16 protein-coding genes and 1 rRNA gene are annotated in these 14,521 nt (G+C 53.6%); 8 read left to right on the top strand and 9 right to left on the bottom strand.

What is annotated here, in order from left to right; genetic code table 11:
- Both E3U32_RS17175 and gmhB read right to left on the bottom strand, forming a co-directional pair.
- A 16S ribosomal RNA gene (locus tag E3U32_RS17175) occupies window positions 1-395 on the bottom strand; the annotation flags it as partial.
- 368 nt (window positions 396-763) lie between these two features.
- Window positions 764-1,330 (bottom strand): D-glycero-beta-D-manno-heptose 1,7-bisphosphate 7-phosphatase, encoded by a 567-nt coding sequence (gene gmhB / locus E3U32_RS17170; protein WP_045907848.1) that lies wholly within the window; start codon window positions 1,328-1,330, stop codon window positions 764-766.
- Window positions 1,331-1,518: 188 nt separating this feature from the next.
- Between gmhB and metN the strand changes: the two genes are divergently transcribed.
- From metN to proS, 6 genes are all read left to right on the top strand, one after another.
- Entirely contained in the window at window positions 1,519-2,550 is a 1,032-nt protein-coding gene (gene metN, locus E3U32_RS17165) for a methionine ABC transporter ATP-binding protein MetN (protein WP_134349730.1), read from the top strand.
- Window positions 2,543-3,196, top strand: a complete 654-nt coding sequence (locus E3U32_RS17160; protein ID WP_014168730.1) for a methionine ABC transporter permease MetI — start codon at window positions 2,543-2,545, stop codon at window positions 3,194-3,196. The genes metN and E3U32_RS17160 overlap by 8 nt, the downstream gene beginning before the upstream one ends.
- Before the next feature lie 40 nt (window positions 3,197-3,236).
- Window positions 3,237-4,052 carry a methionine ABC transporter substrate-binding lipoprotein MetQ gene (metQ, locus tag E3U32_RS17155; protein WP_134349729.1) on the top strand — a complete coding sequence of 272 codons (816 nt, stop codon included), beginning with the start codon at window positions 3,237-3,239 and terminating at the stop codon, window positions 4,050-4,052.
- 106 nt (window positions 4,053-4,158) lie between these two features.
- Window positions 4,159-4,563, top strand: a complete 405-nt coding sequence (rcsF, locus tag E3U32_RS17150) for an Rcs stress response system protein RcsF (RefSeq protein ID WP_032649711.1) — start codon at window positions 4,159-4,161, stop codon at window positions 4,561-4,563.
- Complete coding sequence (gene tsaA, locus E3U32_RS17145; RefSeq protein WP_134349728.1) at window positions 4,560-5,267, top strand: tRNA (N6-threonylcarbamoyladenosine(37)-N6)-methyltransferase TrmO; 708 nt, start codon at window positions 4,560-4,562, stop codon at window positions 5,265-5,267. The genes rcsF and tsaA overlap by 4 nt, the downstream gene beginning before the upstream one ends.
- A 112-nt stretch (window positions 5,268-5,379) precedes the next feature.
- Window positions 5,380-7,098: a proline--tRNA ligase gene (gene proS / locus E3U32_RS17140; RefSeq protein ID WP_134349726.1), complete on the top strand. Its 1,719-nt coding sequence runs from the start codon at window positions 5,380-5,382 to the stop codon at window positions 7,096-7,098.
- 47 nt (window positions 7,099-7,145) lie between these two features.
- Here the strand turns inward: proS and nlpE are convergent, their stop codons facing one another.
- The 3 genes from nlpE to E3U32_RS17125 are packed head-to-tail and all read right to left on the bottom strand — an operon-like array spanning window position 7,146 to window position 8,843.
- Entirely contained in the window at window positions 7,146-7,844 is a 699-nt protein-coding gene (nlpE, locus tag E3U32_RS17135; RefSeq protein WP_134349725.1) for an envelope stress response activation lipoprotein NlpE, read from the bottom strand.
- 34 nt (window positions 7,845-7,878) lie between these two features.
- Window positions 7,879-8,301: an alternative ribosome rescue aminoacyl-tRNA hydrolase ArfB gene (arfB, locus tag E3U32_RS17130; protein WP_032649720.1), complete on the bottom strand. Its 423-nt coding sequence runs from the start codon at window positions 8,299-8,301 to the stop codon at window positions 7,879-7,881.
- Window positions 8,298-8,843 carry a YaeQ family protein gene (locus E3U32_RS17125; RefSeq protein ID WP_134349724.1) on the bottom strand — a complete coding sequence of 182 codons (546 nt, stop codon included), beginning with the start codon at window positions 8,841-8,843 and terminating at the stop codon, window positions 8,298-8,300. Before E3U32_RS17125 ends, arfB begins: the two co-directional genes overlap by 4 nt.
- A 196-nt stretch (window positions 8,844-9,039) precedes the next feature.
- On the opposite strand from E3U32_RS17125, the gene E3U32_RS17120 reads away from it, so the two are divergent.
- Entirely contained in the window at window positions 9,040-9,240 is a 201-nt protein-coding gene (locus E3U32_RS17120; RefSeq protein ID WP_032667327.1) for a YaeP family protein, read from the top strand.
- Window positions 9,227-9,487 carry a Rho-binding antiterminator gene (gene rof, locus E3U32_RS17115; RefSeq protein WP_134349723.1) on the top strand — a complete coding sequence of 87 codons (261 nt, stop codon included), beginning with the start codon at window positions 9,227-9,229 and terminating at the stop codon, window positions 9,485-9,487. The genes E3U32_RS17120 and rof overlap by 14 nt, the downstream gene beginning before the upstream one ends.
- A gap of 28 nt (window positions 9,488-9,515) precedes the next feature.
- Here rof and tilS read toward each other — a convergent pair whose 3' ends face one another.
- The 4 genes from tilS to accA form a co-directional block, all read right to left on the bottom strand.
- Entirely contained in the window at window positions 9,516-10,805 is a 1,290-nt protein-coding gene (gene tilS, locus E3U32_RS17110; RefSeq protein ID WP_134349722.1) for a tRNA lysidine(34) synthetase TilS, read from the bottom strand.
- A gap of 58 nt (window positions 10,806-10,863) precedes the next feature.
- The gene (locus E3U32_RS17105; RefSeq protein ID WP_134349720.1) at window positions 10,864-11,253 is read right to left on the bottom strand and encodes a VOC family protein; all 390 of its coding nucleotides are present in this window, start codon (window positions 11,251-11,253) and stop codon (window positions 10,864-10,866) included.
- Between the two features lie 65 nt (window positions 11,254-11,318).
- Window positions 11,319-13,451: a lysine decarboxylase LdcC gene (locus E3U32_RS17100; protein ID WP_134349718.1), complete on the bottom strand. Its 2,133-nt coding sequence runs from the start codon at window positions 13,449-13,451 to the stop codon at window positions 11,319-11,321.
- Between the two features lie 99 nt (window positions 13,452-13,550).
- Window positions 13,551-14,510, bottom strand: a complete 960-nt coding sequence (gene accA, locus E3U32_RS17095; RefSeq protein ID WP_008501895.1) for an acetyl-CoA carboxylase carboxyl transferase subunit alpha — start codon at window positions 14,508-14,510, stop codon at window positions 13,551-13,553.
- Window positions 14,511-14,521 lie beyond the last annotated feature (11 nt).

Genomic DNA, 14,521 nt, shown 5'->3' with positions numbered 1-14,521 from the left:
TGGCTGCATCAGGCTTGCGCCCATTGTGCAATATTCCCCACTGCTGCCTCCCGTAGGAGTCTGGACCGTGTCTCAGTTCCAGTGTGGCTGGTCATCCTCTCAGACCAGCTAGGGATCGTCGCCTAGGTGAGCCGTTACCCCACCTACTAGCTAATCCCATCTGGGCACATCTGATGGCAAGAGGCCCGAAGGTCCCCCTCTTTGGTCTTGCGACGTTATGCGGTATTAGCTACCGTTTCCAGTAGTTATCCCCCTCCATCAGGCAGTTTCCCAGACATTACTCACCCGTCCGCCGCTCGCCGGCAAAGAGCAAGCTCTTTCCGCTGCCGCTCGACTTGCATGTGTTAGGCCTGCCGCCAGCGTTCAATCTGAGCCATGATCAAACTCTTCAATTTAAGTTTGATGCTCGTGAATTAAACTTCGTAATGAATTACGTATGTTCACTCAGAGACTTGGTATTCATTTTTCGTCTTGCGACGTTAAGAATCCATGTCACTTTGAGTGCCCACACAGATTGTCTGATAAATTGTTAAAGAGCAGTGCAACGCGGCTTTCGCTCACCGTTGCGAGGTGGCGTATATTACGCTTTCCTCTTTCAGAGTCAACCCGTTATTTCAGGATTTTTTCTCTTCAACCGACCGGGTTGTTTGTGAAGTGATTCACATCCGCCGTGTCGATGGAGGCGCATTATAGGCAGCCGACGAGGAATGACAAGCGGAAAAATGCATTTTTATTTCAACCGCTCACCTTTTCACCAAAAAGGCTATTTTTGGTGCTTTTTAATCTCTTTTGGCAGCTCTGCCAGACTATTAATCACCCAATCTGCTGCATTCTCTGCTTCTGGCGTCACTGGCTTACCGGTACGCACTAATATTTTGGTTCCTACGCCCGCAGCCGCTGCCGCCTGCATATCTTCCAGTTTATCGCCCACCATATAAGAAGCAGCCATATCAATGTGCAGGAACTCCTGCGCAGAGATGAACATCCCCGGATGCGGCTTACGGCAATCACACGTCTGACGATACTCTTCTACTGTTCCCTGTGGGTGGTGAGGACAATAATAGATACCATCGAGATCCACACCGCGATCGGCCAGCGACCAGTCCATCCATTCCGTCAGCGTCTCGAACTGCGCTTCAGTGAATTTACCGCGTGCAATACCGGACTGGTTTGTCACAACCACCAGCGCATAGCCCATCTCTTTCAGCTGGCGCATGGCATCTATTACGCCCTCGATAAACTCGAACTCATCAATCTCATGGACATAACCGTGATCCACATTAATAGTGCCATCACGATCGAGAAAAATTGCGGGTACTGATTTTGCCACCGGTTTGCTCCTGAAAAAGGCATGTTCAGCTAGTATCTCATGAATCGCAGCGCAATAAAGTGCTCATCGTACAGAGTTGGATTGATTTAGACGTCTGGATGCCTTAACATCCGTTTTGTTTACGGTCATCACCCGTATCTGGCAGAAGAAAATGCCACGGCTAACTTACATACGATAAAAATAATCTAATGATTAAACTTTCCAATATCACCAAAGTGTTCCAGCAGGGGAACCGAACCATTCAGGCGCTGAACAACGTCAGCCTGCATGTTCCTGCTGGTCAAATTTATGGCGTCATTGGCGCATCGGGTGCAGGTAAAAGTACGCTGATCCGTTGTGTTAACCTTCTTGAGCGCCCAACCCAGGGCAGCGTAGAAGTGGGTGGGCAAGAACTTACCGCCCTTTCAGAGAAAGAACTCACCAAAGCGCGTCGTCAGATTGGCATGATTTTCCAGCACTTTAACCTGCTGGCATCCCGCACCGTTTTCGGCAACGTCTCACTGCCGCTTGAGCTGGATAACACGCCGAAAGAAGAAGTGAAGCGTCGCGTCACCGAACTGCTCGACCTTGTGGGTCTGGGCGACAAACATGATAGCTACCCGGCAAATCTGTCCGGCGGGCAAAAACAGCGTGTGGCCATTGCCCGCGCGCTGGCCAGCAATCCAAAAGTACTGCTGTGCGATGAAGCCACCAGCGCATTAGACCCGGCCACCACGCGTTCTATTCTGGAACTGCTGAAGGACATTAATCGTCGTCTGGGCCTGACGATTCTTCTGATTACCCACGAAATGGATGTCGTAAAACGTATCTGTGATTGCGTCGCGGTGATCAGCAACGGCGAACTGATTGAGCAGGACACAGTAAGTGAAGTGTTCTCGCATCCGAAAACCCCGCTGGCGCAGCAGTTCATCCAGTCCACGCTGCATCTGGATATTCCGGAAGACTATCTGGAACGACTGAAAACAGAACCGACTGCAGACAGCGTCCCGATGTTGCGCATGGAGTTCACCGGTCAGTCCGTTGATGCTCCCCTGCTTTCCGAGACCGCGCGTCGCTTTAACGTGAATAACAACATCATCAGCGCGCAGATGGATTACGCCGGTGGCGTGAAGTTCGGCATCATGCTGACAGAAATGCACGGAACACAAGAAGAAACCCAGGCTGCCATTGCCTGGCTGCAAGAACACCACGTAAAAGTAGAGGTACTGGGTTATGTCTGAGCCGATGATGTGGCTGCTGGTTCGCGGCGTTTGGGAAACGCTGGCAATGACCTTTGTCTCTGGCTTCTTTGGTTTTGTGATTGGCCTGCCGGTCGGCGTCTTGCTGTACGTGACGCGTCCGGGTCAAATCATTGAGAATGCGAAACTGTATCGGACGCTCTCTGCGCTGGTGAACATCTTCCGTTCTATCCCGTTCATTATCCTGCTGGTGTGGATGATTCCGTTTACCCGCGTGATCGTCGGTACATCTATCGGTCTGCAGGCGGCAATCGTTCCGCTGACCGTAGGCGCCGCACCGTTTATCGCCCGTATGGTGGAAAACGCCCTGCTGGAAATCCCGACTGGCCTGATTGAAGCCTCACGCGCGATGGGAGCCACACCGATGCAGATCGTACGCAAAGTCCTGCTCCCTGAAGCACTGCCGGGGCTGGTGAACGCGGCAACCATTACGCTTATCACCCTGGTAGGGTATTCCGCGATGGGGGGTGCCGTCGGTGCCGGTGGTTTAGGTCAGATTGGTTATCAGTACGGCTATATTGGATATAACGCTACCGTGATGAATACCGTTCTGGTATTGCTGGTTGTTCTGGTTTACTTAATCCAGTTCTCTGGCGATCGCATCGTCCGGACTGTTACTCACAAATAACGTTACACACAACACAAACTCTACGAGTTAAGGATAAAACATGGCGTTTAAATTAAAGACCATTGCAGCGGTAGGCGCGTTGATCGGCTCTCTGGCACTGGTGGGTTGCGGTCAGGACGAAAAAGATCCAAACCACATTAAAGTGGGCGTTATCGTGGGTGCAGAACAACAGGTTGCTGAAGTCGCTCAGAAAGTGGCAAAAGAGAAGTACGGCCTGGACGTTGAACTGGTGACCTTCAACGATTACGTTCTGCCAAACGAAGCGCTGAGCAAAGGCGATATCGACGCTAACGCTTTCCAGCATAAGCCTTACCTTGATCAGCAGATCAAAGATCGCGGCTATAAGCTGGTTGGTGTAGGTAACACCTTCGTTTATCCGATTGCCGGTTACTCTAAGAAAATTAAATCGCTGGACGAGCTTCAGCCGGGCTCTCAGGTTGCCGTGCCTAACGACCCAACCAACCTCGGTCGTTCCCTGCTGCTGCTGCAGAAAGTGGGCCTGATCAAACTGAAAGACGGTGTTGGTCTGCTGCCAACCGTTCTGGATGTCACTGAAAACCCGAAAAATCTGAAAATTGTTGAACTGGAAGCACCACAGCTGCCACGTTCCCTGGACGATGCCCAGATTGCCCTGGCCGTGATTAACACCACTTACGCCAGCCAGATTGGCCTGACGCCAGCCAAAGACGGTATCTTCGTTGAAGATAAAGACTCCCCGTACGTTAACCTGATTGTGACTCGCGAAGACAACAAAGACGCGGAAAACGTGAAGAAGTTCGTGCAGGCCTATCAGTCTGATGAAGTTTACCAGGAAGCCAACAAAGTGTTTAACGGCGGCGCTGTTAAAGGCTGGTAATCTCACCTCAGTGTAATATCATCAGGACGGGCTTATGCCCGTCTTGTCATTTGTGCAGTCAACTGATTCAATATCTGACGTTTTGATTATCCATTGAGGAAATATTATGCGTGCTTTACCGATCTGTCTTTTAGCACTCATGCTGAGCGGCTGTTCTATGCTAAGCAGATCTCCCGTTGAACCTGTTCAAAGCACGGCAACCCCGCCAAAAACAGAGCCTGCGAAACCGAAAGTGGTTCGCCCTGCGCCGGTTCGCATTATCACTAAAGCAGACGAACTCGTCGGTAAACCGTTCCGTGAACTGGGTGAAGTGAGCGGCGATTCCTGTCAGGCGACCAATCAGGACTCACCACCGAATATCCCGACAGCGCGTAAACGTATGCAGATTAATGCTGCAAAAATGAAAGCCAATGCGGTACTGCTGCACAGCTGCGAAGTCACCAGCGGCACACCGGGCTGCTACCGTCAGGCGGTTTGCATCGGTTCGGCGCTGAACATTACGGCAAAATGAGTGCATTTCAGTTCGAGCAGATAGGCGTTATCCACTCTCCTTATAAAGAGAAGTTTGCCGTACCTCGCCAGCCCGGTCTTGTCACCAGCGGCGGCGGTGAGCTTCACCTGATAGCGCCTTACAATCAGACCGATGCGGTGCGCGGGCTCGAGGCTTTCAGCCATTTATGGGTAGTATTCGTGTTTCACCAGACGATGGAAGGCGGCTGGCGTCCTACCGTGCGTCCTCCTCGTCTTGGCGGAAATGCAAGAATGGGCGTATTTGCGACTCGTTCGACCTTCCGCCCAAACCCCATTGGTATGTCGCTGGTTGAACTGAAAGGCATACGTTGCCAGAAAGATCGGGTGATACTGGAATTAGGTAGCCTGGACCTGGTAGATGGTACGCCGGTTATCGACATCAAACCCTATTTGCCCTTCGCCGAAGCACTCCCGGACGCGCGCGCCAGTTACGCTCAGGACGCACCGCAGGCAGACATGCCTGTCTATTTTACGCCTGAAATAGCCTCGCAGCTCAGTCAACTGGAGAAACGCTATCCTCGATTGCGGAATTTCATCACCGAAGTTCTGGCCCAGGACCCCCGTCCGGCCTATCGTAAAGAAGAGGAAGCAGGAAAAACGTACGCCGTCTGGCTGCTCGATTTTAACGTTCGCTGGCGCGTCACTGGGGCAGGTTTTGAAGTGTTTGCCCTTGAACCCAGGTAATTTTGTTCTCCTCTCTTTTGGCATCTTTGCCACACTGGTAAACTAAACCACTTTTTTTGTGTCAGGCTGGTGTTTCAGCCTGTTCCAATCGTCGAAATGGAACCGTAACAACATGCGTACTAGCCAATATTTGCTCTCCACTCTGAAGGAGACGCCTGCCGACGCCGAAGTGATCAGCCATCAGCTGATGCTGCGCGCCGGGATGATCCGCAAGCTGGCCTCCGGGTTATATACCTGGCTGCCGACCGGCGTGCGCGTCCTGAAAAAAGTCGAAAACATCGTGCGTGAAGAGATGAACAACGCCGGTGCTATCGAGGTGTCCATGCCTGTGGTTCAGCCCGCTGACCTGTGGCAGGAGAGTGGCCGCTGGGAGCAGTATGGTCCGGAACTGCTGCGCTTCGTCGATCGCGGCGAGCGTCCGTTCGTTCTCGGCCCAACGCATGAAGAAGTCATTACCGACCTGATTCGTAATGAGCTGAGCTCATACAAACAGCTGCCGCTGAACTTCTTCCAGATCCAGACCAAGTTCCGTGACGAAGTCCGCCCGCGTTTCGGCGTCATGCGCTCTCGCGAATTCCTGATGAAAGATGCTTACTCTTTCCATACCTCTCAGGAATCCCTGCAAGAGACCTACGACAAAATGTACGAGGCATACAGCAAAATCTTCTCCCGTATGGGTCTGGATTTCCGCGCTGTGCAGGCTGATACCGGCTCCATCGGCGGTAGCGCATCCCATGAATTCCAGGTGCTGGCACAGAGCGGCGAAGACGATGTGATCTTCTCTGACTCCTCTGATTACGCGGCGAATATCGAATTTGCAGAAGCGCTGGCACCAAAAGCACCGCGCGGCGCGGCAACGGAAGAGATGAAGCTGGTTGATACGCCAAACGCGAAAACCATTGCCGAGCTGGTTGAGCAGTTCAACCTGCCTGTCGAAAAAACCGTTAAAACGCTGCTGGTGAAATCCACCGAAGGGAGCACTTACCCGCTGGTTGCCCTGCTGGTACGTGGCGATCACGAGCTTAACGAAGTCAAAGCTGAGAAGCTGCCGCAGGTCGCCAGCCCGCTGACGTTCGCAACGGAAGCGGAAATCCGTGCCGTGGTAAATGCAGGTCCAGGCTCGCTGGGTCCGGTGAATATGCCGGTTCCTGTTGTCATTGACCGCACGGTAGCCGCGATGAGCGACTTCTCCGCCGGTGCGAACATCGACGGTAAACATTACTTCGGCATTAACTGGGATCGCGACGTAGCGACGCCTGAAGTGGCAGATATCCGTAACGTGGTCGCAGGCGATCCAAGCCCGGACGGCCAGGGTACCCTGATGATTAAGCGCGGTATCGAAGTCGGTCACATCTTCCAGCTGGGAGATAAATACTCTCGTGCGCTGAACGCTGCTGTTCAGGGTGAAGATGGCCGTAACCAAATCCTGACCATGGGTTGCTACGGTATCGGGGTGACGCGCGTGGTAGCTGCAGCAATTGAGCAGAACTACGACGAGCGTGGCATCGTCTGGCCGGACAATATCGCGCCGTTCCAGGTTGCGATCCTGCCAATGAACATGCACAAGTCTTACCGCGTGCAGGAGCTGGCCGAGAAACTGTATGCCGAGTTGCGCGCGCAGGGTATCGAAGTGCTGATGGACGACCGTAAAGAGCGTCCGGGCGTGATGTTTGCCGATATGGAACTGATCGGTATCCCGCATACCGTCGTTATCGGCGACCGCAACCTCGACAGCGATGAGATTGAATACAAATACCGTCGCAGCGGTGAAAAACAGATGATCAAGACCGGCGACATTCTTGATTACCTGCTGAAAGCCATCAAAGGCTAAACAAAAAACCCCGCTCAGGCGGGGTTTTTTAATGGATAATCGTCAGCTTATTTACTGTTACAGTCTTTGCCCGCAACAAATTTCGCGTCTTTATCTGCCACCAGCGTTTTCACCATCTCACCGCTATCCGGGTTTGGCTCCAGCGTAAAGTGACCGTCAACCGTTAGCAGTACCGGCTTGCTGTCATTGCCGCGCGCAACCGCGTAATCACGCTCAAGCTGCGCATTGTTTGCTACGCTGACTTTCCTGCCGGTTGCGCAGTCGGTAAAGATCGCCGCATCAGCCATATAGAAGTACATTCCCCGCATTGCCATCGGGGTGGCAGGCAGGGCCGCTTTCACCGGGGCCAGCGTGTAGTTGAACTGAGATTCAATCGGATTGCCTTCGCGGTCAAGCATCTCCATCCCCTCGCCTTTGGCACGGAAATAGGTTTTCTCGCCGGCGGTATCCGTCAGAACCAGCTTCTCAGCCGTACGCGCCCATGTCCCGTAAGCCGCAAATGACGAAGGTTCTTTAGCGCCCTGATAACGCTGATTCATGACCCAGGTCCCGTCTTTTTGCAGGAACAGAGACGTTTCGATGCCTTCACAGTCCGCGCAAGGCAATACGCCGCGCCAGCTCTGCTGCATTGGCTTTAACTCTTCATTCTGCGCGGGCTGCATCACCTGCGTTTCAGAACGGTTGTTACACCCGAAAAGCGCAAACAGCGTACTCACTGCCAGCGCTGATAATAATGCTTTTTTCACAATGAATTCCTTATGAAAATTGTGTTCCCTTTCGTCACTCTGTCGGGCGACGAACTTTACCGCGTAGTGCTTTCACTGTGGATTTTTGGGCCTTCGAGGACAGCCGACGCTCTTTCGATGCGCGGGTTGGTCGCGTTGCCCGGCGGCTTTTTTGTACTGCCGTTAATTCTTTGATGACCGCCACCAGCCTGGCTATCGCCGCTTCCCGGTTTAACTCCTGGCTGCGGTATTCCTGAGCTTTGATCACAATCACGCCATCGCTGGTGATAAGGTGATGACTGGCGGCGAGCAGGCTTTCTTTATAATACTCTGGCAGGCTTGAGGCCCGAATGTCAAAACGCAAATGGATAGCCGTGGAAGCCTTGTTAACGTGCTGTCCGCCTGCCCCCTGAGCCCGAATGGCGGTGATCTCCAGCTCATTGTCAGGAATGCTGACGTTTCGGGACAAGACGATCATGACGCGGGTTGCCACGCCGTCAAATGAATTTCCAGATTATTCTGAGAATCAGAGAGCCAGATTGCGCCGTCCTGAATCGTCGCCTGCAACACCATGGTCCGGCCGGCAAACTCGCTCAACTGCGCCAGCTGCTCATCATCCAGATACCAGACCGTAAGATTTTTAAACTGTCCGCACTTGCTCTTGCTTTGCTGCCACCAGATCTCCGCAGCGCGCTGGTTATACGCGAATAACGCCACTTTAGCGGACTGGGTGCAGGCCTTCTTTATCCTGCGCTCATCCGGCAGACCGAGTTCGATCCACAAGTCGATACCCAGATGATCGTTACGCAGCCAGGCTTCAGGCTCGTCTTCCGCACTTAACCCACGGGTAAATTGCAGACGCTCGTCAGCGTACTTTATCCACGCCAGCAGGCGCAGCATCATGCGCTCCTGGGTTTCAGAGGGGTGGCGTGCCAGAGTAAGCGACGCATCCAGGAACTGGTTGCGATCAAGATCGGCCACATTGACCACTGCTTTATAGATTGTCGCTTTCAGCGCCATGAGAGAACTCCATTCGAATCAGGCGCCCATTGTAGCGAAAACAGCGGCAAAAGGCTGTTACGGGGTGTTAAATAGACCGCTATCAAGGCTCTGATATTGCTTAAATGAGTATGGTATAGTCACCTTGCTAAACCGAGTTTATCTTCGTAGGCTTAATGATATCTCACAGTAGGTCAGTGCGCTGGCGGGAGGGGATGTGAATAATTATTGTGAGTTAATTCGCAAACGGTATGCGGAAATCGCCAGCGGAGATCTGGGGTATGTCCCGGACGCGTTGGGCTGTGTATTGAAGGTGCTTAATGAAGTGGCCTCTGATGAGGGCCTTTCGGAGTCGGTCAGGGAAAAAGCAGCGTATGCTGCGGCGAATTTACTGGTGAGCGATTATGTCGATGAATGATACTTATCAACCCATCAATTGTGATGACTATGACAACCTCGAACTCGCCTGCCAGCAGCATTTAATGCTGACGCTGGAATTAAAAGATGGCGAAGTGCTGAAGGGGAAAGCCAGCGATCTGGTTTCACGTAAGAATGTGGAATATTTGATAGTGGAAGATGCCGGCGCAACGCGTGAGTTGCGTCTGGATAAAATTGCCAGCTTCAGCCACCCGCAAATCGGCACCGTCGTGGTGAGTGAATCCTGATGACACCAACGGGCAGCAAGGCTGCCCGTTACGCTTTCTGCCATTCAAAACTGACACCCTCTTCCGACCATCCCTCTTCCGTGATGAAGACGCCCGCAGCAGCAATCAACGCTTCACCGTAGAACAGTAGCGGCGTGGTGTCGCGAAGCCACGGCGGCACGTTACTCTCCTGCCATATTTTCTTCAGCTTGCGTCCCCCCTTACGCCCGACGATATGCAGCATACCGCCAGCCTTAAAGCGCACGGTTACCGGTTCGCCGGGCTTCGGCAGTCGCACATGACCAGACGGTATGAGAGAAACACGTCCCGCCTCACAAGGCAATATCAGCGGTGCCTCAGGAGAAAGCCAGTCGAGCACCGCATCAGTCAGTGAGGACGTGGATTTTATCCACCAGAGTTCCCCTTTATAGCGTCTTACGTCAAAACCATTCAGGTGTACGCACGGGGAAGCGTCATCCCGCGCCAGTGCGACTTCGTCCCAGATGCGGCTCAGCATCGCCCGCGACGGCATCGCTGCGTGATGAGAAGCCAGCCAGCGTCGTAACAGTGCGGCGCGCCGTACCGGGCTCATTTCTTTCAGCGGTGCAATCGCCAGCGCCCCGTCTTCAGAAATCAGTTCATCCAGCTCTTCACTCAGCAACTCATCCAGCAAGGATTCCTGTTCGGCGCACAGCATGGCGCTTCTTGCTGTCGCATCAGCAAAATGCGGCCAGCGTTCGGTCAACAGCGGGAGAACGCGCAGACGCAGGAAGTTACGGTCGTAGCTATCATCCTGATTGCTCTCATCTTCAATCCAGCTCAGCTGATGTTCTCGCGCCCACTCTTCCAGAGACGCACGCGTCTCGCCAAGCAGCGGACGCAGTAATGTTGTGCCGGCAAAGCCAGAACGCTCAGGCATAGCAGATAGCCCCGCCGGCCCGCTGCCCCGCTTAAGCGCCAGCAAAAACGTTTCGCACTGGTCATCCAGGTGCTGGGCCGTGACCAGCACTTCGCCGGGCTGCAATGCGCCGGTAAAAGCGGCATAGCGGGCTTTACGCGCCTGCGCCTCAATACCCAGCCCTTCATCCACAAGCGTGACGCGCTCAACGAGAAGCGGGATCGCCCATGCCGCACACAAGGCTTCGCAGTGCGCCACCCACTCCTCTGCATGAGGACTTAATCCGTGATGGATATGCATAGCCCGAAGCTGGACGTCAGGCTCCCGGTCGCGCCAGAGTTTAAGACGATGGAGCAGAACAGTGGAATCCAGGCCACCGCTAAACCCCACCAGCAGCTGGCGGTACGGTGAAACGGCTTGTGCGATAGCGGGTAAGGTCATAGGAAATTACACATAAAAAATGCCCGAACTGAGCGGGCATTATCACACAGGACAAACATTACTGCTGGTAAAGCTCCAGCGGCAGGCCGTCCGGATCGTTGAAAAAGGTAAAACGCTTGTCGGTAAACGGATCGACACGGATCGGTTCGCACGTTACGCCGTGAGACTCCAGATGTTTTACCGCGCTATCCAGGTCATCAACGCTGAAGGCAAGATGGCGCAGTCCACAGGCTTCCGGGCGTGACGGACGGGCAGGCGGAAAAGGAAAAGAGAACAGTTCAATCACATATTGCCCGTTTAATGCGAGATCCCCCTTCCAGGAGTCACGCTCCTCGCGGTACGCTTCGCTCAACAGCGTAAAGCCAAGGATGTCGCAGTAGAAGGCCTTACTTTTTGCGTAATCGGTCGCAATGATCGCAATATGGTGAACCTGTTTTAAACCCAGCATAGCTTCTCCTTTTTATGATGCCTGAACGTTACAACCGAAAACCCGCACCTTGCAAGCGGTCACCCTTATTTTAGGACTCGCACCCAGTAAACACCGTTCTCGTCGCGCTTCGCACCATGAATATCCGTTTCAAAACCAGGGTAGTGACGCCCTACCGAACAGAGCATCAGCAGAAAATCGAGCACGGCCCGACTCTCTTCGGTAATCATCTCTCCTGGCATCAGGAGCGGCACGCCCGGCGGGTAAGGCAGGATCATATTGGCCGATACGCGCCCGACCAGATTTTCCAGTTCGACGGTTTCGACCTCCCCTTTCACCTGGCGCTGCCACGCCTTGTGCGGGGTAAACTTCATCTCCGGCAACACATCGAACGCCTGAAGCATGAGGCGCGGCAGATCGTGCTGGCGGATCAACCTGTGGATCCCCTGAGCCAGATCCTGAATGCGCATATTACGATAGAAGTCAGGATCCTCTGCGTAGAGATCCGGCAGCATGTTTTTCACCCGCAGGTTAAGATCGTAGGCGCGCTTAAACTCCATCAGGCCGCGCAACAACCCCATCGCACGGGTTTTATCGATCCCAATACTGAACAGGAACAGCAGGTTATAGGGGCCGGTTTTTTCCACCACCACACCCCGTTCATCAAGGAATTTCGCGACCAGCGCAGCCGGAATACCTTCATCGCTCATCTTGCCCTGTTCATCCATGCCCGGCGTCAGGATCGTCACTTTCACCGGATCGAGGAACATATGATCGGCATCGGCATCCCGGAAGCCATGCCAGTCTTCGCCGGGCGCGACGGGCCAGCATTCTGCTTCATCAATCTCTTCCGGCTGCCAGATATCAAAGAACCAGCCGTCGGCTTCATCTTTCAGCCGCTGAACTTCTTTGCGGAAATGCAGCGCCCGCTCCACCGAGCGGTTGATCAGGCGTTTGCCGGGGTTGCCGCGCAGCATTGCCGCAGCTGTTTCAATGGAGGCAACCAGCGGATAGCTCGGTGAGGTGGTGGTGTGCATCATAAAGGCTTCGTTAAAAGTCTCTTCGTCGTACTCGCCTTTGATGTGAATAAGCGAAGCCTGGGAAAAGGCGGCCAGCATTTTGTGCGTCGACTGCGTTTCGAAGAACACTTTACCCGGCACGCGTTCACCGCTCATGCCGCTTTTACCGGCGTAAATCGGGTGGAAGTTGGTGTACGGCACCCACGCGGAATCGAAGTGGATCGACGGCACGTCCAGCGTTTCTTTAATCCAGTTAGTGTTGTACAGCAGACCGTCATAGGTCGAGTTGGTGATCACCGCATGGACAGGCCAGCTTGCGCCGGGCACTGCCGCGACCTTGCTTTCAATGGCTTCATGCGTAAACTCCCGGCGCGGGATGCCGCCAAGAATACCAAGCGCGTTGCGCGTGGGTGACAGCCAGAGCGGCACGACGTCGCTCATCATCAGCAGATGCGCCAGCGATTTATGACAGTTGCGGTCAATCAGCAAGGTACTGCCTGCAGGGGCAGCGTACATCCCGACGATTTTGTTCGAGGTCGAGGTGCCGTTGGTCACCATATAGCTCTGCTCGGCACCAAAGGTTCGGGCAATATACTCTTCGGCTTCCAGGTGCGGTCCGGTGTGGTCGAGCAGAGAGCCTAGCTCAGTGACCGAAATTGACACATCCGCTTTCAGCGTGTTGCCACCGAAGAAATCATAGAACAGGCAGCCCACCGGACTTTTTTGGTAGGCCGTCCCCGCCATATGCCCAGGTGTACAGAAGGTATATTTGCCCTCCTTCACGTAAGTGAAGAGCGCGCGGGTAAACGGTGGCGTAATGTTATCGAGATATTCACCGGTGTATTGCTGAATGCGGGTCGCAATATCTTCCGCCACACCGAGCGAATATTCAAAGAACCACAGCGCCATACGCATATCATTGGCACTGACGTCCATGGTCGAGTGGGTATTAATAAACGCGTACAGTGGGAGATATTCGTTCAGCTTGTTGATATCGCTGCACAGTTCGAGGTCATATTCATCCCAGTCGAAGATCACGCCGCAGATACGCGGATTATGCTCGATGAACTTCAGCAGGTCGGCGCTATTGTGCGGCCAGATTAGCTGATACCCGCGCGACTGCAGGGCGTGTTCCAGCTCCTTGATGGGCTCGTCTTTATAGAAGACGCCGTGCGGCCCCATAATGGCAATGATATTCACGGTTACCTCCTTGAAAAACATTAGCTAAGCATAGTTAAGGTAAACGGCAGGTATAAAAAAAGCCGCAACATTGTGCGGCTTTTCAGATAATTGTGAAGCTTATGCGTAACCGTAGGTCATCAGACGCTGGTAACGACGGTTGAGCAGATCTTCTTTACTCAGCACGTCCAGATCCGCCAGGTCAGCCAGCAGCTGCGCTTTCAGGGAAGCAGCCATCACTTCCGGCTTACGATGCGCACCGCCCAACGGTTCCGGGATGATGGAATCGATTAGCTTAAGCTCTTTCAGGCGTGGCGCAATGATGCCCATCGCTTCTGCAGCCAGAGGTGCTTTGTCGGCACTTTTCCACAGAATAGACGCACAGCCTTCCGGGGAGATAACGGAATAGGTGCTGTACTGCAGCATATTCACTTTATCGCCCACGCCAATCGCCAGCGCACCGCCGGAACCACCCTCACCGATAACGGTACAGATGACCGGCACCTTCAGGCGAGACATCTCACGCAGGTTACGCGCGATAGCTTCAGACTGACCGCGCTCTTCCGCGCCCACACCTGGGTATGCACCCGGAGTGTCGATGAAGGTGATGATGGGCATGTTGAAACGCTCAGCCATCTCCATCAGACGCAGGGCTTTACGGTAGCCTTCTGGTGCTGGCATACCGAAGTTACGACGGATTTTCTCTTTGGTTTCACGACCTTTCTGATGACCAATGATCATCACCGGGCGTCCGTCCAGACGCGCGATACCACCAACGATAGCTTTGTCGTCAGCGTATGCGCGATCGCCTGCCAGTTCGTCAAATTCGTCAAACGCCAGGCGGACATAATCCAGGGTGTACGGACGCTGTGGATGGCGAGCCAACTGGGCTACCTGCCATGCGCCGAGATCGGCAAAAATTTTGCGCGTCAGTTCTACGCTTTTCTCGCGCAGACGATGCACTTCTTCGTCGATGTTAATATCCAGTTTTTCATCCTGACGGCTTACCGCTGTCAGAGAATCGATTTTCGCTTCCAGCTCAGCAATCGGCTGTTCGAAATCAAGGAAATTCAGACTCATAGTATTCCTGT

It is taken from the genome of Lelliottia nimipressuralis (assembly GCF_004402045.1).
GTDB lineage: Bacteria > Pseudomonadota > Gammaproteobacteria > Enterobacterales > Enterobacteriaceae > Enterobacter > Enterobacter chinensis.
Note: the sequence above shows the minus strand (reverse complement) of the source record. Positions and strands in the feature narration are given on the sequence as shown.